19 protein-coding genes and 1 other RNA gene are annotated in these 19,026 nt (G+C 42.9%); 4 read left to right on the forward strand and 16 right to left on the reverse strand.

Features of this window, described 5'->3' with window-relative positions; all coding sequences use genetic code 11:
• Positions 1 to 783: 783 nt before the first annotated feature.
• From V3851_RS25290 to V3851_RS25355, 14 genes are all read right to left on the reverse strand, one after another.
• Positions 784 to 2,082 (reverse strand): IS110 family RNA-guided transposase, encoded by a 1,299-nt coding sequence (locus V3851_RS25290; protein WP_331849208.1) that lies wholly within the window; start codon positions 2,080 to 2,082, stop codon positions 784 to 786.
• A gap of 202 nt (positions 2,083 to 2,284) precedes the next feature.
• On the reverse strand, positions 2,285 to 2,476 hold the full coding sequence (locus V3851_RS25295; protein ID WP_331849209.1) for a hypothetical protein: 192 nt from the start codon (positions 2,474 to 2,476) through the stop codon (positions 2,285 to 2,287).
• A 16-nt stretch (positions 2,477 to 2,492) separates the two neighbouring features.
• Positions 2,493 to 2,750 (reverse strand): hypothetical protein, encoded by a 258-nt coding sequence (locus tag V3851_RS25300; RefSeq protein WP_331849210.1) that lies wholly within the window; start codon positions 2,748 to 2,750, stop codon positions 2,493 to 2,495.
• Positions 2,751 to 3,080: 330 nt separating this feature from the next.
• A complete protein-coding gene (locus V3851_RS25305) occupies positions 3,081 to 4,199 on the reverse strand; it encodes a site-specific integrase (protein WP_331849211.1) in 1,119 nt (372 codons plus the stop codon).
• 67 nt (positions 4,200 to 4,266) lie between these two features.
• Positions 4,267 to 4,461: a helix-turn-helix domain-containing protein gene (locus V3851_RS25310; RefSeq protein ID WP_331849212.1), complete on the reverse strand. Its 195-nt coding sequence runs from the start codon at positions 4,459 to 4,461 to the stop codon at positions 4,267 to 4,269.
• Between the two features lie 177 nt (positions 4,462 to 4,638).
• Positions 4,639 to 4,983, reverse strand: coding sequence for a hypothetical protein (locus V3851_RS25315; RefSeq protein WP_331849213.1), 345 nt, complete (start codon positions 4,981 to 4,983; stop codon positions 4,639 to 4,641).
• 305 nt (positions 4,984 to 5,288) lie between these two features.
• Positions 5,289 to 5,888, reverse strand: a complete 600-nt coding sequence (locus V3851_RS25320) for a recombinase family protein (RefSeq protein WP_331849214.1) — start codon at positions 5,886 to 5,888, stop codon at positions 5,289 to 5,291.
• Between the two features lie 415 nt (positions 5,889 to 6,303).
• Positions 6,304 to 7,179, reverse strand: coding sequence for a hypothetical protein (locus V3851_RS25325; RefSeq protein WP_331849215.1), 876 nt, complete (start codon positions 7,177 to 7,179; stop codon positions 6,304 to 6,306).
• A 39-nt stretch (positions 7,180 to 7,218) separates the two neighbouring features.
• Positions 7,219 to 7,899: a hypothetical protein gene (locus V3851_RS25330; RefSeq protein ID WP_331849216.1), complete on the reverse strand. Its 681-nt coding sequence runs from the start codon at positions 7,897 to 7,899 to the stop codon at positions 7,219 to 7,221.
• A 379-nt stretch (positions 7,900 to 8,278) separates the two neighbouring features.
• Complete coding sequence (locus V3851_RS25335; RefSeq protein ID WP_331849217.1) at positions 8,279 to 8,854, reverse strand: hypothetical protein; 576 nt, start codon at positions 8,852 to 8,854, stop codon at positions 8,279 to 8,281.
• Between the two features lie 265 nt (positions 8,855 to 9,119).
• Positions 9,120 to 10,040 (reverse strand): DNA adenine methylase, encoded by a 921-nt coding sequence (locus V3851_RS25340; protein WP_331849218.1) that lies wholly within the window; start codon positions 10,038 to 10,040, stop codon positions 9,120 to 9,122.
• 16 nt (positions 10,041 to 10,056) lie between these two features.
• Positions 10,057 to 10,788 carry a hypothetical protein gene (locus tag V3851_RS25345; protein WP_331849219.1) on the reverse strand — a complete coding sequence of 244 codons (732 nt, stop codon included), beginning with the start codon at positions 10,786 to 10,788 and terminating at the stop codon, positions 10,057 to 10,059.
• Between the two features lie 655 nt (positions 10,789 to 11,443).
• Positions 11,444 to 12,625, reverse strand: a complete 1,182-nt coding sequence (locus V3851_RS25350; protein WP_331849220.1) for a copper amine oxidase N-terminal domain-containing protein — start codon at positions 12,623 to 12,625, stop codon at positions 11,444 to 11,446.
• A gap of 80 nt (positions 12,626 to 12,705) precedes the next feature.
• Positions 12,706 to 13,875: a copper amine oxidase N-terminal domain-containing protein gene (locus V3851_RS25355; protein WP_331849221.1), complete on the reverse strand. Its 1,170-nt coding sequence runs from the start codon at positions 13,873 to 13,875 to the stop codon at positions 12,706 to 12,708.
• Positions 13,876 to 14,318: 443 nt separating this feature from the next.
• Here V3851_RS25355 and V3851_RS25360 point away from each other — a divergent pair, with 443 nt between their 5' ends.
• Positions 14,319 to 14,693 carry a helix-turn-helix domain-containing protein gene (locus V3851_RS25360; RefSeq protein WP_331849222.1) on the forward strand — a complete coding sequence of 125 codons (375 nt, stop codon included), beginning with the start codon at positions 14,319 to 14,321 and terminating at the stop codon, positions 14,691 to 14,693.
• Between the two features lie 43 nt (positions 14,694 to 14,736).
• Here V3851_RS25360 and V3851_RS25365 read toward each other — a convergent pair whose 3' ends face one another.
• Positions 14,737 to 15,024 carry a hypothetical protein gene (locus V3851_RS25365; RefSeq protein WP_331849223.1) on the reverse strand — a complete coding sequence of 96 codons (288 nt, stop codon included), beginning with the start codon at positions 15,022 to 15,024 and terminating at the stop codon, positions 14,737 to 14,739.
• 467 nt (positions 15,025 to 15,491) lie between these two features.
• On the opposite strand from V3851_RS25365, the gene V3851_RS25370 reads away from it, so the two are divergent.
• Positions 15,492 to 16,112: a Cap15 family cyclic dinucleotide receptor domain-containing protein gene (locus V3851_RS25370; protein WP_331849224.1), complete on the forward strand. Its 621-nt coding sequence runs from the start codon at positions 15,492 to 15,494 to the stop codon at positions 16,110 to 16,112.
• A 28-nt stretch (positions 16,113 to 16,140) separates the two neighbouring features.
• Positions 16,141 to 17,112 carry a nucleotidyltransferase domain-containing protein gene (locus V3851_RS25375; protein WP_331849225.1) on the forward strand — a complete coding sequence of 324 codons (972 nt, stop codon included), beginning with the start codon at positions 16,141 to 16,143 and terminating at the stop codon, positions 17,110 to 17,112.
• Positions 17,113 to 17,308: 196 nt separating this feature from the next.
• Here the strand turns inward: V3851_RS25375 and ssrA are convergent.
• Positions 17,309 to 17,672: a transfer-messenger RNA gene (ssrA, locus tag V3851_RS25380) on the reverse strand.
• 383 nt (positions 17,673 to 18,055) lie between these two features.
• On the opposite strand from ssrA, the gene V3851_RS25385 reads away from it, so the two are divergent.
• Positions 18,056 to 19,018, forward strand: coding sequence for a DUF2167 domain-containing protein (locus V3851_RS25385; RefSeq protein ID WP_331849226.1), 963 nt, complete (start codon positions 18,056 to 18,058; stop codon positions 19,016 to 19,018).
• The last annotated feature ends 8 nt before the right edge of the window (positions 19,019 to 19,026 follow it).

The raw sequence follows: 19,026 nt of genomic DNA on the forward strand, positions 1-19,026 counted from the left end.
CCCATGATGTCCCGCCGTGTAACGATTTGTTAGAGGGCAACTTCTTATTTCATCCCCCAGAATCTTACCGTCTATTATCAAGTTTTATAGCTTTCGTCTACGCTTGTCTACGAGGGCTGGACAGGAGTCAGAGCAAAGTCCATTGTTAAACAATTTGTATTACTTTTTTTCCCAATACCAATGGGAAGGGCACGTAAGTGACAACCTAATTGCATAATTGTGGCGATGTAAGCTCTCGCTTAAGTTGCATTTCAGATTCGGATTGTTTCTGCCGTGAGATGGAAACCTCTTCAAGTTTACATGCAACCCTCGCTAAATATATATTTCGTTGGTTCAGAGCAAGTTTCAACCAATCTGGTAAAGGTTCTTCATTCAAAATAACCCCTCCCTCAATAAATTAATGTTTTCTCCGTTTTTCTCGCTATTTCGCATGTTTTCATCTTTGACGCACGAAGCGCTTGAGGATAATATTTGACGGAGAGTGAATATATGGGATCGACCTGTTGGCGGGAATAGAGGTGGTGGTTACCTCGTTTTAAAAGCCGTATGGTCGCATATGGATCTCCACATGTACCCTTGCGGTTAACCCTCCCATATCTCCCTGGGTCGATGCCCTTACATTCCTTCGTTCTACCTCTCAAGGGGTGGAGGCCAGGTTAGCTCCTTAGCGGGGTCGATGCCCTTATGGTGATGATTTCTCCCAGCCTATCCGTGCTTCGTTTGTCAAAGATCAACATGTGCATAAGCGGTGAAACGAAAGTGAGCTCTTAAGCTGTGAATGAATTAGGCTGCTGCTTGCAATTGAGCCTCCCGATGGGGGCCGAGGACCTTGTTAGCGTCATATTCCTTCTGTTTGCGGCCTAGCTCGAATAAAACGCGAATGAGCTTGTTGCAGATCGCGATCATGGACTGTTTCTTCTTCAGCGGATTATCCCGGCGCGTCGTGAAGTACAGATGCAGTGCGCGGAATTCCGGGTTCTTGGCGACCATCGTCAGTGCCGCCCGGAACAGCAAGGCCCGGAGGCGACAGCGACCTCGCTTGCTGATGGTCGTTTTCCCTTTGTGAAGCCCGGAGCTGTTTTCCCGCAGGCTGAGACCGGCGTGACGTACGATTTGTTGGCTGTGATCGTACCCGCTCAAGTCTCCGACTTCCGCCAGGAATCCTGCCACGGTAATAAGACCGATGCACGGAATGCTCATCATGTGGGTGGCGCCCGGAATCTGTTCCACCAGACCCGCCACAAGCTCCATCAGTTGCTCGATCTGCCTGCACAGCATGGCATACTGCTCCAAATACATGGCTAGCTCATGCTTGGCCGCCGTAGCGCCTTCTGTGAGGCCGATGGACTTTCGGGCTTTCCGGTAGAGCAACTCCGCTCTCTTGGGGCCTACGGCTCGTTTCACGTCGTTCTTCTTCCAGATAGCCACCACAGTTGTTTCGCCAGCGGCGACGACATCTTGCGGCAGCGGAAAGTTCGTTAGCGTAATGAGCGAGGCCTTGCCTTCCCAGTTTTTAAACACTTGCCTATATTCGGGAAAGAAGCGATCCAGCCAATTGTGGATTCTTCCTTTCACCCGGTTCAAATCCCCGCACAGACGGTCTCGCTGGTTCATCAGCACACGCAGGTCGGCGTAAACGCCTTCCGGCAGCTGCGGCTGTGTATAGCGACCGTCGATGACGAGCTTGGCGACGACTTTCGCATCTTTGATGTCGTTCTTAGTCGGCGAGTTGTCGTCGAGTTCCTTGCTTTTCTTGACATGATGCGGGTTCACAAGAACGACCTCAATGCTGCGCTGCCTCAGGAAGTGAAACAGCGGGAACCAGTAGTGGCCGGTTGGCTCTACGCCAAGCAGCACGTCCGTTAGCCCATGCTCTTGCTTGATGGATTCAGCCCATGCTAGCAGGTTCAACAGGCCATTGTCGTCGTTCTGGAACAAGCACCGCTTGCCTAGTTCGATGCCTCGGTAATTAAAGGCACGAGCGACGTGGTTGTGTTTCGCGATGTCGGTTCCGATGACCAGCGTCGTTTCAGAAATTCTCGAAATCCGTTGATTTTGCTTGTTCGATTGGTTAAACTTCATAGTGAGCGTCCTCCTCTTAATTAGGGCAGTGAATGTGTGTCATTCCGAGACCCAGCATACAGGAGGCGCTTTTTGTTTTTCAAACCGCATTTTAATTCATTACAGGAATAGCTCCTTAGGTAAAGTGTTGCTGATCTTACTGTAGGAGGGGTTAGTTCTCAATTTACTAATACGATTATTTTAAAGAGTATACTTGACTTAGTTATTTACCATGTTCCTTTTTCAGATTACCAATTCTTTTATCACTTCTTGCATTCCCTCCGTCTGCACGGTTAATTTGTACAGTTCCAGCAGGCAGTCCGTAATCCTTTTCAATCCGCTTTTCTATCGAACCAACACTCGCATCATCCCTGGCATTCCGGAACCTTCTACCTGCTTCATTTTTTTGTGACATATTTATTCCCTCTCCTTTATAAGGTTTTATTAGTTCTTTGAAATTTACCCTCAGAATTTCTTTCTAGGTACCCTCTCTTCTCCAACTCTGCTGCGTAACCGTATTTCTTCACACCTGAAGAAGATTGAAATCGCTTAACTAATTCTCTATCATCATCAACCCTTGACGCCATATATTCCGCATTTTCTTTCTCTCTTTGCTGCTGTTCGGCTTGTTTCTGAACCGCCTCAATTACGGTCCCTCCAGCCTTTGCCAATTTATCCCAGAAACCCATATTATTCACCTCTAATAAAATGATTCGTTAGTATCATTGTTAAATATATTATACCATAGGAAAAACTACCCATACCAGTGAAATCCTAAAATGAAAGTGCATACTTATCAAATTTCTCATAGCCCTTACTTATAGTGGCGAGGGGAAGCGACAAGCAAACACTACCAAAAACAGTTATTTTCTATATCCATGTCCAACTGTGTAAGGCTTTGTTGGGTATCATTTTCTTATTATGTCTCATCAAGTTTTGCCGAACACCATTTTTCACAGTACGTAACATGTAATTTATATAAAGGCGAAGCTCCATAATAAGGGAGTTTCGCCTTCTAATTAACTCGATAAAATTTTGCTCATAACACTCAGCTTTTTTTTGTGCGTATTGTCGAGCAAATGCGTATAAATTCTTGATGTAGTGCCTATGTCAGAGTGGCCCATTATTTCCGAAATTGCCTTCAAGTCAACTCCAGCTTCATACATGACGCTTGCAAAGGTATGACGTAGGTCATGCAATCGAATCCTAGGCAAATCGTGCTTACGTAAAAAGTCCAAAAAGTGCTCGGATACCGAATTCACTCGATAAGGTTTCCCATCATCCCTCACGAATACATAGTCTGAGTCATAGTATAATTCCCCGAGAAGCTCTTTCCGTTCTACTTGCCACTTTCTATGCGCAACCAACACGTCATAGACCTCATTTACAATATGCAGAGTTCTTCGGCTTCTCGGCGTCTTTGGTTCTTTAACGATATTATTATTATCTCCGGCAGCTGTACGAACTTCTACAATACGCAGAATGCGGTTTTCTAGATCAACAAATTCCCATCTTAATCCTGTAATTTCTTCTCGCCTTAAACCTAGACAAGCTGCAAGATATACTGGTAATTCCATCTTTGTTCCTTTTACTTTTTTAAGCAAAGTCTTCATTTGGTCGGAAGTATAACTTTTCCCTCTCTGGTTAATCCTCTTTGGTTGGATAACACTTTCAGCGACATTCCGGTATACATAATTCTGTTTAAGTGCAAAGTCAAGTGCTTTCCTGAGCAATGCATGATGTCTACGCACCGAATTAGGGGACAACCCCTTTTGAAACTCCAGCATATTATAATACTGCTGAATCATTGCTGGCTGTAAATCCTGAAGTCTCACTGCACCCATATATGGAATCATATGATTGTCTATAATATTTCGATAACCATACGTTGTCGTCTCTTCGCAATTACTCTGCACATATAGCTCCATCCATCGTCTTAAATGATCAGCAACTGTCACATCATTCTTCATGACCAGTAGCCCACGTTGCTGGTTATGGTTAAATTCGGCGACTAACTTCTTTGCTTCCGCCTCCGTAGCCACACTTTCAAATTTTCGGATGCGCTTGCCGTTTCCATCCTTCCCATACTCGAATGTGACTCTAAATTTTTTGCCGACTTTACTAAAGCTTGCTGCCATATGGTAACCACCTCATATTTTAAATTGGGTAAGGGAGCTTTCTACAAGCTCCCTAAAAGTCTCTTATCTATAGCTCAATCTTGTCGTAGAGCTTGTTAGCCAAATACTTTTCCAATTCATCTGCAGGAATCAAGATCTTCTTCCCAACGATCAATTTCGGGAAATCCTTTTGATTAACAAGACGATATAACGAGTTCTTTCCGAGTGGGATCATCTCAGCCAGTTCGGGAACCGTGTAGAAAAGTCGATTTGATGTGATCATATGGAACCCTCATTTCAATTGGTATATCCTCCCTTTTTTAGTACTTTGTGTTGTTCTACCGTACAATACCGAGGGGAGTCAAGCCTACTTAACTATCTTTTAGCTATTAGTTCACTTAAACCAATAAATATACGTATTCCAATAGTAATTCTGTGTATTAGTTACTTCCAGTTGGTCTCACACCACAACACCATACTGCCCACCCAAAGTGATCAGTTGAACCCCTTCAAGTGCCAACATGCTAATCAGGTGTTCTACAAAATCACGATCAGCTGTTTCAAATGTTGAGCTCATACGAAGGACCGTACCAAAACAACGGTTCCTACTATCAGTGAGCAATTGTTCCAACATACGACAATCATCTTCATTCTCCCAAGCATAGTCCACATAAATATCAAAGACACCCAATCCAAGATCACAAGCAAGTTCAAGCAACTTACGCTGAGCAAAACCTGGCTCCACTCCTCCAGGCACCCTGATATAAATCGCTGTCAACTGCCGATCGTCCACTCCGCTACCCATACATCTAACCTCCATAACTAAAATTAAGAACATAGTTATGGAGCAGCTCTTGGACAAAGTCCTAAAATAGAATTCTACTCATGGTTAATCACAAAAAAGTGCAAAAGAAAAAGGACAAGTATTTAATGAGTCGCTGACATTAAGCGGTCTCACAAAACCTGTCCTATAACAAATCCATATTAAGTTTTAACACCTACTATTGAAACCATACCAAGCCAACTCTACTAAAACAAGCTGCGAAAATCACATTTATGAAATTGAGTCACGTATTTTGAACGGGATCGTAAATATTAACTCCCGTTTTTTCAGGCCTCTTCCTCAGCAAGAATCGCCAAGTCCTTAAGCCGCCGCAGCTCTCTATATAGAACCCCCTGAGATACGCCAGAGACCTCACAAACCTCCCTAAGAGAATGGGTCTTAGCATTATACAACCTAACCGCTTTTTCTAAAGCCCTCTTATCGGTTTTTGGCCTGCCCCCAACTCGCCCCCTAGCCCGAGCAGAAGCAACCCCTTCGCGAACACGTTCCCTCAAAGTATCTCGTTCGAACTGACTCATTGCCGCCAGCATTGTGAGCATGAATTGCCCCGTACTACTGGAGAAGTCGAGCTTCTCCTTATGAGAAATAAAAGTAATACCCCGAGCCTGCCAATCCTCCAATAAAGTTAACAAGTCTTTAGATGACCGGGACACCCGGCTGAGTGACTCAACTACGATAACGTCACCAGCACGTAAAACGGATTGAAGTTTAGCTAGCTCAGGTCGGTCATATTTGACGCCACTAATCAAATCAATAAAGATGTCTTCTTTGGGAATCCTGTACTCCATCATTAGCATATCTACCTGACGATCTGGATTTTGATCTGCTTTGCTGACTCGCACATATCCCCACACTTTTGAACTCATCTAAAACACGCTCCAATCCACATCTTTTCGACCTACAAAAACAGGTCAACCAATATAGAAATGGATGAGAGCCAAGAAGCCAAAAACCCGGATTTTGAGAAGGAGACTATTGCAACTAACTATCAATATCCACCTTTTTGGTGGAATGGTTTTGAGAATAGATCTGATAAGATTCTGAGATCAAAAACCGAGGAAATTTCAGCACCCGGAAACCTTATCTTTATCAATAGTTATAGAAAAGCCTAAAACCCACAGTGTGCAAGGATCATGAAAACTACAGTCTCACGTTATGGTGGTTAATAGGAAACCCTATATCCGTGCTTCTAAACTAGGGGATCTGGAAAGGCAAAAGAAAAGCGATAAAGAGAGGATTTGCTCTCTTTATCGCAGAAATAGAGAATACCGAAAACCAATATTATTGAAACTCTAACTTTTCAATGTGAAGGACCGGCACTGATACAAACTGCCCCGGTTGCGTTAGATCCGGGAGTGATATATACCCTGAGAAAGGAGCATTAAACTCATTATTTTTTACGGCCTCTGCAGCAGCAAAAGATACTCCCAACCAGTGGGCGACCACCTCTGTTGCTAGTGACGTTACTAACGGGGGACACAAACCATCTGTACCATGGTACGTTATCCGGACTTTTCCGCGAGCCAAGACCCTTCCAAGCCCACGCATGTAATTTTCCACCACATAATAGGGAAAGAGATACCGAGCAGCATCAGCTTTTATTGTCTTTTTAGCAAGGATCACTCCACCTTCAGCTAGAACTACCTCCACCGTTTTAAATCCCCCCTCCAACTCCTTTTGGTTTGTGGACAGCTGATCAGCGAAGCGATTAAACCATTTTTGACGATACGCCGGAGCCATGTGAAATTCATGTTCCTTCAGAACTGCGGGACTCTTGGTTACAAAACTATACGCCCATAACCCCCGAGACTTTGATTCAGCAACACAGAGACAGCTGTTCAAAAGGTATAAGCTGATTAAAGACTCTCGATGATTATTAACAAATCCAGTTGGGAAGACAAGGCCGCCTTGGGACAGAATCGCAGCCTGCCATTTAGCAATCCATGTTTCTAAAGGATACCCGCTCAAGCTAACCCCACTAACATCTTCCGAATGTACTGAGATATAAGGGTGGGGGCAATTAAACTTTAACAGCTTGCCACCCCGAGCACCCACTTGGTACAAGTATTCATGTAAAGGATTGATAACACATTCCACTTTCTTAAATGCCGGACGGTCTCGGTATTCAAAAGTTGAGTGATGTGAAGTTAAGTTCATGCTTATACCCCCCCATAAGTAAATTATTAGCCAAGCAGATTAATCCTTAAGGAATTTTGGGCGACGGCTGTCAGCCAATACCTCCATCGCCTTGGAAGCATCATAATAGCCCTCCAAACAATTAAATAGAACAGCCCGCTCAGTGGCTGAACGAATATCATTGCTCGATAGAACATACAAAAGGTGCTCGAGTTTCTGTTTATTCAAAGAGTACAACTCGCTGGATAACCCGTAATAAGTGTACCTGGACAAGAAATCAAGCTCATTTCCACAGGAGGCAAGGTCTATCGAGTGTGCTTTAGGCTCACAACGGTCATAGATCTCCTTGATAAACAAGTTGGCGCCCGGGACCCCGGTAGCTTTAGCAAACTCTTCCTCAGCGGCTCCCATGTTACCCTCTCTAAGATGTTCAAGTGCTGGGTAAAGGCGCTTTTTAAGCTGTGAAGATGCGTAGGAAATAGATACATGCAAAGACTTTACCGAAACTCCAAATTTTTCGGCTGTTTTCTGATAATCAAAGGAATTGTTAATGAAGAAGCTAACCTTCTCGATAAGGGGACGACGAGTCACCCACGCACAACTATACACATACGAAGACATCCGAAGCAGAAGATTCAGACGAGCTCTATCAAGGGCGCGGTCCGTCTCCTCGTCCCAAATGGTCAGCCGCCCTGTTACTTCCCTAATTTCTTCAGGCAATTCCTTTACAAAAAGCATCACTATCATCCTCCCACGCCAACGGCGAAATCTCTGCGTGCTACAGTTCTACTCAGCCTAAGCAAGTCAAACCCGCTTAAAACTCTTAAAGAGGGAAGGACTTAAAAAAAGAAATCGTAATCTAAAAGAAGAAACCACATCACTTTTAATCAGCTTGTTCACTTTTGTTAAAAACCCCGGGTTCCCAAGCAGATTTAGTGAAAATAATGAACGATGTAAATTACCGAGATCTTTTACTGAGTTTTACCGGCCCACATATCCAGAGTATTTTTAACTGAGGATCCACCTCACGCTTAGGAAAAGTTTTCTGCATGGCAGTGCTAACTTAAACAAAAAAAGACCCCGGTACTGTTTGTACAAACCCGAGGCCTCAGTTACTGCTTTACTCATAGTACCTATTCAAGATCCAATCCTTGAGTCTAGGCAATAACCAAGGATCGTACTGATATTTCAAATATACATGCAAATATAAATTAGCAACGGCGAAAGGAGCTTCATCTTTATCAATAATACGGATCATAGCAACCTGCTTCTCCCCCACAGCCAGCAGCACATTTAAGCCCTCCTCAAACAAAACTAAGGAAATAACCCGCCTTCCCAAGGTTACAGAAGGGGTCAGGTCCTTATACTCACCCCTAAAACTAATCGACCGCCCTCGCACGCAGCGTAGCCCAGTCCCAAAGATAAATTCACTTGAAGTGTGGTCATATACGATAGCCCAATTTTCGGTCCCATGTACTCTCAAATTAAAATCACCAACCTCATCAAATCTACCCTCATACTTGTCGGTAGGATAAGTGTAGTGCTCACCAGAGTCAGTCGCCAAAATCCCCTTGTCCCTCACAATTGCATGAGCTACCCGTAAACTTCCCGCATTTACAACATCGTGTTCTTTGCTGCTCTCCAACTCCAGAACTAAACCTGTCCGGTCATGAATAAATCTGCGATTTTTCGCCACTCCACCATCCACCCCACCAATTTAATTATTTCCCACCACATATAAAATGGATCAACAGAACGGTGGTAGATTATATAACCCTCATAAGAAAACGACTTTAGTCGCCCAAAATAAGCAAAAATATAAGAACGATGCAAACAAAAAAAGCCTTCTGCAATAGTTAGTGCAGAAGGCTCAATATCTTAGGCATTGAGTGGCACTGATGGCATTAGTGGCATTAGAACAATAATTAATGCCACCGTAAAGGCATTGAAACCACATCCATTTACCAAGCAGTGTAGTCTATCATACAAACCTGTTCCTCTAGTGACTTAGGCAAGCTGAAGCTGATCCACAGAAACTCCGTGTTTTTACGCCCAACTGCCGAGCTAGAAACGTGAACTTCCTTCAAATAGAGCTTCCTCCAGCCAGCATTTTCAAGACGAGAGTAACACTCATTATTGTAACCGGAAAGAGCTACCTTTATATCACCTATATCAAGCAGTTTATCAACCAATCTTTCATGATCAGCCACCAACCAGGAGTTTCCCCCATAGTGCTCCGTTAAAACCATACTACTATCGGGTATGTAGGGAGGATCAAGATAAACGAAACCATTGTTTTTCCCCCTCAACAAATCTAGCCACTCGAATACATCGCCACACGTAATCTCTACTCCAGAAAATATGCTGTAGTTGCGGTCAATATTCCTGACCCTCTTAAAGTAAGATTGAAGCCTGCCCTTATCAGTTACCCGAGACATATCAAACTTTGTCATCATGGCGGCCCGACTCTGCTGAGTTACAATATAGGCATAAGCCGCAGAGGTCACACGATCCAGCTCAAAGTCGGAGCCATTTAACAGCATTCGTGCTTCATACTCTCGAGCATGCTTAGCTTTTAGGAATACATCTTCGCCAACGCCTTGCTCTTCGAGCAAGGCCATAAGTTCATAAAGATAATTCTTGTCGCCCAAGCAGGCGAACAAATTGCATAAACCCCTGTCCATATCGTTATATACTCGGCGTTCAAACAGGTTAGGTGGTAAATTTAGCAGCATTCTCGCGCCGCCACCGCATAACTCATAATAGTCCGACAGACCGTACTCCCTAGCAGCAAACTCGATGATCGGCACGATATTGGGGACTAACTGACTTTTACCACCAACATAACTTATTACTGATACCGGTTTCTTCGAAGTCCCCATAGATACCCCTAAGAAACTACTCTTGCGCAATAGCATCAATTTTTAAAATGTAGAACCTCTTAACATCCTTCGAGCTAATCCAAGGCTTAACCGGCTCTTGCAATCGGGACTGCTTGCTGAGCTTAAGCAGAAGACCAAGCTCCTTCCAAGATCGGGTAATCTCCGTAAGTCGAACATTCCTGGTGCTGCTGCTTTCCAGTTCTAAGATTTCAATAAGTGCTTCAGTCGTGATACCAACAGCATTTTCTCCATACTTCGTAATGTACTGCTCCGTGTCCAGAATTACCCCAGCACTGGAGCCATGCTTATACTGATCGCTAGAGATCGTCGGGTATGAATCGAGATCGTTAATTATCGCCTCAGATACCACATCAAACAACTCGTAACCCTCGGAGTTTTCAGCAGTCCCTTCGATAACATCGAGTAGGTTCGCTACTCGCCGAAAGACGCCCTTAATCTTTAGCTGAGTTACATAATCGATTACCTTGTGAAAGTCGGCTTTCTCCATTACCCCGAATATATTTAACTCACGAAGAAATTCTTCAAATCTATCTCGAAGGTCAATAACCAAGTAGCATTTTGAAGCATTTCCCTCCAGCTTCGTCGTAAGCTTTACACAATATGTACTAGTGCTGAAAGCAGGGTGTTTTCCATAGAGCAGTTCGACACTCCAGAGGGCAGAAATTCTCTCCGGAAGTTCAGGTACTTCTGTTTCGTGAGTTCGCTGATTCTTAACAAGTTGCAACATAATTTCGTTCTCCTCCACACAGTTCTGCAACCCCACAATAAGGGTTACGACATTATCCGGTAATCCTGATTTAATTCTATCAAACACGGAGTGCTCTGAGAATCCCCAATTTTACCAGTAGCGCAGAAATTAATAGTCCAAACCCAACCTTTACCTCTATCCGACATTCAATAGACTCTTAACCCCTAATGAAAGACATAAAATGGCCAAAAAAACTCCGGCAGATTTTACCTCATTTAAGAAGCAATAATCCGAATAATTAGAGGCCGATGAGTAGGAGCAAGTCCTGAAAAATTGACCCTTTTCATGTAAAATGCAGAGATTTTAGCAACCTAGCAGATACAGGAGGTTAAATATACAGGCTAAGCTAAGTTAACTCCTCCTTTTCTAAGCTCAAGAAGATCCGATGAATTAGATCAGTAATTTTCAAGCTACAGTGGGGGCTTAATTCTACGGCCTCTTATCTCCAATTCATCTGATGAAATGAGTGCTAAAAGGACCGCGATCTCTTGCAACATTACCCCAGCTGCAAGACAAAGAAGATCCAATAGAAAAAAGAGGTAGACTCAATTTAATGAGCTACCTCTTTAGTGTTAAGCTTATTTTGTTCGTACGTTGTTACTGTGTCTTTTTGATCCACTGTACAGTCATGAAATTATTTGTAATCCAGCTTACGAATTATAGGACCGGTGGTTGGTTGGGACAGCATGTGGAATCCTTTGCCAAAGGCAAACTTCATATCTACTTTAGCGAAGTTTCCAGCTACAAAACCCCACCAATCTCCATTGATTTGAACCATTACGTTGGCGTGATTTTTACCTGCCATGATTGCGGTATTGAACCCCATCGAGTCAAAAACGGCTGAGTGAACCTGTGCATCGGCATCACAATCCCCTATGAACTCGTACAATGTATCGTAAGCAGACTTCCCACCAGCATCTAGTTTTGACTTCCCTTGGACAAGGCCAATAGCAATATCTCCTGTAATACTTGCTTTGATGATGAGATCTCTAGGAACTCCGGCCTCGACAAGCTCCGCTATAGCCCCTTCTGCTAGATGCAAACCTAAATAATCGTCAGTGCCCTTTGCAAAGCTAGTTTTTCGCTCTCCTTCAAGATACCGTAAAAATTGATTATTAAACTTCCCACCAAACTGACTCTCGTTATACCCCGCAAGGGCTTCCTCTACTTTCTTCATTACCGCATCATACTCTTTTTGGTTGGCCGATGCATAAGTATGCCTTCCGTAACGAACCGTGATGTCGCCAATTTTTGCAGTCGCTGTAGGCTTAGCGATCACACTCGCGGAAGCTACTTGGACTGGTTTGCCTGTCTCAGAAGCTTGGGATGCGTTACCCCCAGAGGAACTTGTAATCTCAGCTACCAGATTAGTCGAATCCCACTTTATACTAGCCCCTAAGGCTTCGCTTACAAATCTTAACGGCACTAAGACCCTTCCATTGATCGACTCGGCTTTTGCACTGAGCTTTACCTCACTGCCGTTAATATAAGCAGTCGAGCTACCAACAGTTATCTTGATAATCGTTGCGTCCTTCTCAGCAACTGCGGTCTGAGTGTTTTGATCCCATTTGACGGATGCTCCGAGTGCTTCAAAGATTGCTTTCAGTGGAACTAAAGTCGCTCCATTCTTAACGATGGCAGGCTGATCAAAGGACTGAAGCGAACCGTTGATGTTTACTTTTGCCTCCAAGATTGCTTTAGTCGACTGAGCCGCTGAAACAGAACTCCCGTATGTAAAGGCCGATCCTATAAGTACTGCACCGAGTGCCAAGGTTACTTTTTTCTTAATAGATCTAGAAAAATCAATCCCCAACATAATGATTACCCCCAGAAATAATAATAAAACCCGAGCATGAAATTCATCACCAACTACTGTTCTATCAAGCTAACCTAAAATTATTTGTAGTCCAGCTTTCGAATTATAGGGCCAGTGGTTGGTTGAGATAGCATGTGGAATCCTTTGCCAAAGGCAAATTTCAGATCTACTTTAGCAAAGTGTCCAGAAACAAAGTCCCACCAATCTCCATTGATTTGAACCATTACGTTAGCATGACCCGTACTTGCCATAATTGCAGTGTTGAACCCCATTGCGTCAAATACAGCTGAGTACACTTGTGCGTTAGCGTCACAATCTCCTGATGCCTCATATAATGTATCATAAGCAGACTTTCCGCCCGCCTCAGGATCTGAATTTCCTTGAATTAACTTTGTCCCGACTTCACCAACTATACTTGCTTTGATGATGAGATCTCTAGGAACTCCATCCTCGACAAGCTCCGCTATAGCCCCTTCTGCTAGATGTAAACCTAAATAATCGTCAGTGCCCTTTGCAAAACTAGTTTTGCGCTCTCCTTCAAGATACCGCAGAAACTGAGCATTGTACTTCCCACCAAACTGACTCTCGTTATACCCCGCAAGGGCTTCATCTACTTTCTTCATTACCGCATCATACTCTTTTTGGTTGGCTGATGCATAAGTATGTCTGCCGTAACGAACCGTGATGTCTCCGACCCTGGTTCCTTTCGTTGGGTTGCTAACAGCGGAGCCTGTGTTAATAGATGAGGATATTGTTGTGGCCCCTATTAAGGTGTTCTCCTCTAGAGGGCTCTCTATAGATGCAGTCAAGGTCGAAGCGTTCCAGCTGACTGAAGCTCCTAAGGCTTCACTAACAAAGCGAAGTGGCACTAACACTCTACCGTTAATAGATTCTGCTTTGGCGGAAAGCTTTGTAACCTTGCCGTTGATGTAGGCTGTTGGACTACCCACAGTGATCTTAATCGTTCTAGACCCTTTTGTTGCAACAGCTGTCTGGGTGGATTGATCCCAAATTACTGTCGCACCTAACTTTTCAAAGATTGCCTTGAGAGGCACTAGTATAGCACCATTCTTAACAACAGCAGGTTGGTCGAAAGACTGAACCTTACCCTCTAAAACTACATTTGCTTCCAAGGATGACTGAGCTGCTGAAACAGAGGTCCCATATGTAAATGTAGATCCTATAAGTACTGCGCTGAGTGCTAAGGCCACTCTCTTCTGAACTGAACCCGATGCAAAGTTACTCAACATACTAAAATACCTCCAGAGATTTATTGTCAAGGCGGCGAGTGCTACCCCGAGAGCCAAATCCTAAATTAGGTGGAGAAAGAGGGACTCCTAGGAGGTTACTCATGCTGCAATAATCAATGTCGTTCTGCTCAGAATATTTTTGACCACTACTCCCCAGTCAGTATATTCTTTCTCCGCCGAGAACTCTTCAAATTTCCCAATGTCATATGTACTTAAAAATATCAGACAAAAAGTTATGTAAGAAAGATTACTTGAAACAGACTAATTAAAATGATGGTTTTCGAAGGATTCCATAGGTATTTGTAGGCATTGAAACCCAAGTAAGTGGTAATATAGCAAGAATGCACGCTCTTTGTGAAGAATCTCCACCTGATCCAACCTTACCATTGGAAACCCCTATTTTCAACCAATTTTGATAGAAATGAAGAGAATTGGGGCTTGGAATGAGAAGAAAACAAATGCAAATAATTGTTAATATTTTACTTTTTGTTGAATATGTTATCTGTAGCATTATTATACCATCGCTTTTAATGGATGTGAAAGGGGAATTTTCCTTGTCAGAACAATCCATTATAAAGCATATCATTGGACGAACTATTAAAAGCTTACGCATTAAGAGAGGGCTCAGCCAGGAAGATCTCGCTGGTGAGTGCGGAGTTGATCGGTCTTATATTTCCATGATTGAAGTTGGTAAAAATGAACCTTCTGTATCCAAAATATTTGATCTCTGTAAAGGACTTAAGATTAAACCATCTTCCTTCTTCAAACTTATCGAGATAGAGTACGAAAAAAGAAATGACGCAAATCCAATAAAATGAGCGGGATCAGGCGCTTGCACGCCTCGTCCCGCTCATTTGTTTCTTAACTATTAGATGCTTGAAGAACGTGCATTAACTGAATCCCATCCTTTAGCCCTGCATAATAAATCCACTCTTTTTCAACAGCATGGCGGAAATTCAAAGCTTCTTCCCACTCTAAAAACAGTTTATATTGTGTATACAGAAGCTGACGTTTAAGTTGCCTTTCAATCTCAGATTGTTTCTGGCGTAATAGGGCAACCTCTTCAAGTTTACTTGCGATCCTAGCTAAATCTATAAAGCGTTGATCCAGAGCAGGTTTCAACCAATCTGGTAAAGGTTCATTATTCACAGTAGTCCCTCCTCAGGTAAATTGTTGCTGATCTTACCGTAGGAGGGGTTATTTTTCAAGAAACTATTTTGAATACTTAGCAGGATTAATAAGGATCTATGTTATTCCTCTATTAAATCTTCACGGAGCGAATGTAAACTCTAAATCTCTGCGATGATTCCCTTAGTCGGGTCTCAGCAACTATATAAGAATCCGAAGTTCAGTATAGATTAAGTATCACGGGCGAAATATTCTCGTTTTTCTTTCCCTCCTTACAGATCACCAAAGAAGGAGAAAATTAAAATGACCAAAAAGTATGCATAGATAAAAAAGAATTGGAATTCCTGATTATTGAAACGGCATTATCACTTTAAGCAGGTAATTTGTAGTAATTAGTCGAATATATCAAGATAATATAATACCTTATTATTCAAATTGATGAGGTAAGCATCTTTGCTAGAGGATTACGTTTATTAGGAGAGATAAATATGCTTTATAATCAAGATAATTACACAAGAGTCTTAGTTACAGTAGGAATTACAATATTCTGTTTGCTGTTTCTATTATCTGGGGTGGATTTTAACAGTATTTCACTTAATGAAGTGTTTAGGAGTATCTCTTCTGCTACTTTACTTACACTTTTCTTTCATTTTGCGTTTAAGAAATGGATTTGGAAACTTCATTGGATACCCTTGCTTAATCCTGTAATTGTCCTTGTGCCTAATCTTCATGGTACATGGAAGGGAGAACTCCAATCCAATTGGATTGACCCCAAAACTGGAGAACAGGTCCCCCCAATTGAAATAACAGCATTCATTAGGCAAAGTTTTATCTCAATAAGTGTGGAAATCCACACCTCAAAAATGGTGAGTAAAAGTTACATAGCAGGAATAAAAACTGATGGAGATACAGAGACTCAAGAACTCTGTTATTCATATAGCAGCAAAGCAAATGCAATTACACTAGAAAATAATCCTTGGCACGAAGGAACAGCCAAACTGGAAATACATTCTGGACCGAACTTGAAATTGTCAGGTAATTACTGGACTCTAAGAAAGACAATCGGGACAATTGAGTTGCAACGTGTAAACAAAAAAATAATGAGATAGGCAAAATTATTACCATTAGGAGGAACATATGAAATTTACAGAGAGACAGTTGCAAGCGTTTGCATCCCCCCTTAGTGAATCAGAAGAAGAGCGCTGTAAAAATGCAATACGTATGATAAGAGACGCGATGAAGTTAATTGGCTACTCAGATAATAACAAGGAGATTTATAAATATGAAGGAGAAACTACAGCTTATGCATTAGAGTTGAATGCCGCCAACAGTGGTCGAAAGTTATTTTTACTTGTTCAAGGCTCATATGCTAATAATACAAATGTACGTACTCAAAGTGACGTAGATGTAGCTGTAATATTAGAATCAACATTTATACCACAATATAGAGCCAACGTCACTGGAGAAAAATATGGGTTTTCTGAAGGGACTTTTACTGTTGAAGGATTAAAAGATGAAGTTGAAAGGGCCTTAAAGACTAAATTCAATAATGAAGGTATTGAACGGAATGATAAATCTATTAAGGTACATGGAAATAGCTACCGAGTTGACTCTGATGTTGTGCCAGCATATCGACACAGAGACTATCGAGGGGACTATACTTATGATGCAAATAATTATGTTGGAGGCATAGAGATCCGGCCTGATTCAGGCGGGAAGATAATCAATTTCCCAGAACAACATATTAAAAATGGAAAACGGAAGAACTCTGAGACAAACCATAAATACAAAAGACATGTACGTATAATGAAAAAAATGAAGAGTTTAATGAAGGAATCAGGATATCAAGTCCCTACGAGTATCTCTTCATTCGGCTTAGAATCCTTACTCTGGAATATACCAAATTCAGTTTATGAAAAATACACATCGCTCCGTTTCGTCTTCGACGAACTACTTAAGTTTCTAAATAATGATTTTGAAAACTTTGAAGGTTACAAAGAAGCAAATGGAATAAAAACTTTATTTACTTCAACTAACCACCAAGAGGATTACAAGGAATTTATTAGAAGCCTAAGTGAATTTTATCAATATGATATTACAGAAGCTTGAGAGTGATATTAAATCATTACTATTATTTATATCCACGTAGTTATTCAAAGTTTTGTTCAGAGTAATTCCTAATTCCTTGTAGACAAAATGTCTACAGGGTCAGATTATTCTTAGGCACCAAAAAGTCTGATGTCTACCAACGGTCTACAAAATTGCATCTAGAAAGGAAAAAACCCGCTCAGTGAGCGGGTTTTCAGTATGGAGGCGAGGGGAGTCGAACCCCTGTCCGAAGGCAACGCCACATAGGCTTCTACGGGTGTAGTCACAGTTTTGATGTCACCCGAGCGTCGCCCCGTAACCGGCTACGCTTTGGGTCAGCCTGATTATCTTCTTCCGTTGACCCCAGGCGGAGACCAGACGGCGTATCCCACTAAAGTTGGGCCCTATTCCCGGCACATGGGCGATGCAGAGATAGAGCTAGCACGCAGGTTATTAAGCTGCGAAAGCTAAGTTGTTGTTTTGTTTGCCGTTTAATTGGCTTTAGCGTTGATAAAGCGGACGCGTCCCCACTACCCGCTACCCATGCTCGATCTACCCCCGTCGAATCCAAAAACGCCCCCTTATTAAAAAGGTGTTTCCGGGTTAAACGGCTGAGCACGGATGCTCTGATGTTTCTTTTACATTCATTAGTATACCACAAATAACACGTCATTTGCCTGGTGATTACATGGCAGTCGTGCCAAGCGGTAGAAATAATTGTAGCAATGAACCGACCGAAAAGCAAGATTTCACAAGAAGGCAAAGTCAAGGAAAACAAGAATAATATCGAAATTTGTATTTTTCTTCCTTCATTATATGGAATGATCATGGTAAGATCGTAAAGTTCCAATTATACCTTGGAATAAAACACAAATAATGGGGGTTAATCATGAAATTTAGCAACAAGAGGACAAAAATTAAGAGGTTTCTGCTTTCCTGCCTCATCCTGACGAGCATACTCGCTATGCCTTTCAGCGCAGCCGCGGAAGCAGTAACGGAACCCGATCTGAATTGGATCGAAGGCTCCGGACAGAAGGTTAAGCTTACGGACATCGCGGAGCTGACGCTGCCGCAAAATTATTTCTTCTTGGACAAGGATGACACGATTGCTTTCATTGAAAGCTTCGAGGACCTCCCTTCCTATGATGAAATCGGATATGTGGAGCCGGCGGATGAGGATGCCATATGGAGTGTATATTTTGAATATGCCGAATCCGGTCATATCGAAGATAACGAAAAGTCGGACATCGATGCCGATGAACTGCTCAAGAGCTACGAAAGAGGGCAGGAGGAAGCCAACAAACAGCTTCCGGAATACAATCAATTGTATGTGGACGGATGGTTTCAAGAGCCCGCCTACGATGAATCCATGCGTAGCCTGACCTGGGCTCTGCTCCTTCATGATAACGACGGGAACCAGCTTATCAATTACAATGTGCGTGTTCTTACCCGCGTAGGATACATATCGGCCATTCTGGTTTCCACTCCGGACAATCTGGAAGCCGACCGGATTACGTTTTCGCAGGAACTGCTTCCCGGTCTGTCCGTAACTCCGGGCAATACATATACCGATTTCGACCCTTCCACGGACAAGAAGTCCTCCATGGGTCTGACGGGACTCATTCTGGGGGGCGCCGGCCTTGCCGTGGCCAAAAAGACGGGCCTTATCGCCATCATCGCTTTAATCGCCAAGAAATTCTGGATCATTCTTTTGGCGCCTTTGCTATGGATCGGCAAGCTGTTCAAGAAGAAGGGCCGCAAGGGCCAAGCAGCGGAAGGGGGGAACTCCGGTACCACTCCGGACTCGGACCCTAATCCGGTAATGAATACGGACCATCTTCCTCCGGCTGAGAATCAGGAGGAGAATCGGTTCAGAACCAAATTTGAAGCGGAGAACGACCCGAATAAGCCGCCAACCACAATGTAATAATAAAA

This window comes from Paenibacillus haidiansis (assembly GCF_036553665.1).
Taxonomy (GTDB): Bacteria; Bacillota; Bacilli; order Paenibacillales; family Paenibacillaceae; genus Fontibacillus; species Fontibacillus haidiansis.

Coding starts and splice junctions, on each gene's coding strand:
- V3851_RS25290 (WP_331849208.1), bottom strand. CDS start 2,082: ATGAAGTTTAACCAATCGAACAAGCAAAATCAACGGATTTCGAGAATT.
- V3851_RS25295 (WP_331849209.1), bottom strand. CDS start 2,476: ATGTCACAAAAAAATGAAGCAGGTAGAAGGTTCCGGAATGCCAGGGAT.
- V3851_RS25300 (WP_331849210.1), bottom strand. CDS start 2,750: ATGGGTTTCTGGGATAAATTGGCAAAGGCTGGAGGGACCGTAATTGAG.
- V3851_RS25305 (WP_331849211.1), bottom strand. CDS start 4,199: ATGGCAGCAAGCTTTAGTAAAGTCGGCAAAAAATTTAGAGTCACATTC.
- V3851_RS25310 (WP_331849212.1), bottom strand. CDS start 4,461: ATGATCACATCAAATCGACTTTTCTACACGGTTCCCGAACTGGCTGAG.
- V3851_RS25315 (WP_331849213.1), bottom strand. CDS start 4,983: ATGGGTAGCGGAGTGGACGATCGGCAGTTGACAGCGATTTATATCAGG.
- V3851_RS25320 (WP_331849214.1), bottom strand. CDS start 5,888: ATGAGTTCAAAAGTGTGGGGATATGTGCGAGTCAGCAAAGCAGATCAA.
- V3851_RS25325 (WP_331849215.1), bottom strand. CDS start 7,179: ATGAACTTAACTTCACATCACTCAACTTTTGAATACCGAGACCGTCCG.
- V3851_RS25340 (WP_331849218.1), bottom strand. CDS start 10,040: ATGGGGACTTCGAAGAAACCGGTATCAGTAATAAGTTATGTTGGTGGT.
- V3851_RS25345 (WP_331849219.1), bottom strand. CDS start 10,788: ATGTTGCAACTTGTTAAGAATCAGCGAACTCACGAAACAGAAGTACCT.
- V3851_RS25350 (WP_331849220.1), bottom strand. CDS start 12,625: ATGTTGGGGATTGATTTTTCTAGATCTATTAAGAAAAAAGTAACCTTG.
- V3851_RS25355 (WP_331849221.1), bottom strand. CDS start 13,875: ATGTTGAGTAACTTTGCATCGGGTTCAGTTCAGAAGAGAGTGGCCTTA.
- V3851_RS25360 (WP_331849222.1), top strand. CDS start 14,319: ATGAGAAGAAAACAAATGCAAATAATTGTTAATATTTTACTTTTTGTT.
- V3851_RS25370 (WP_331849224.1), top strand. CDS start 15,492: ATGCTTTATAATCAAGATAATTACACAAGAGTCTTAGTTACAGTAGGA.
- V3851_RS25375 (WP_331849225.1), top strand. CDS start 16,141: ATGAAATTTACAGAGAGACAGTTGCAAGCGTTTGCATCCCCCCTTAGT.
- V3851_RS25385 (WP_331849226.1), top strand. CDS start 18,056: ATGCCTTTCAGCGCAGCCGCGGAAGCAGTAACGGAACCCGATCTGAAT.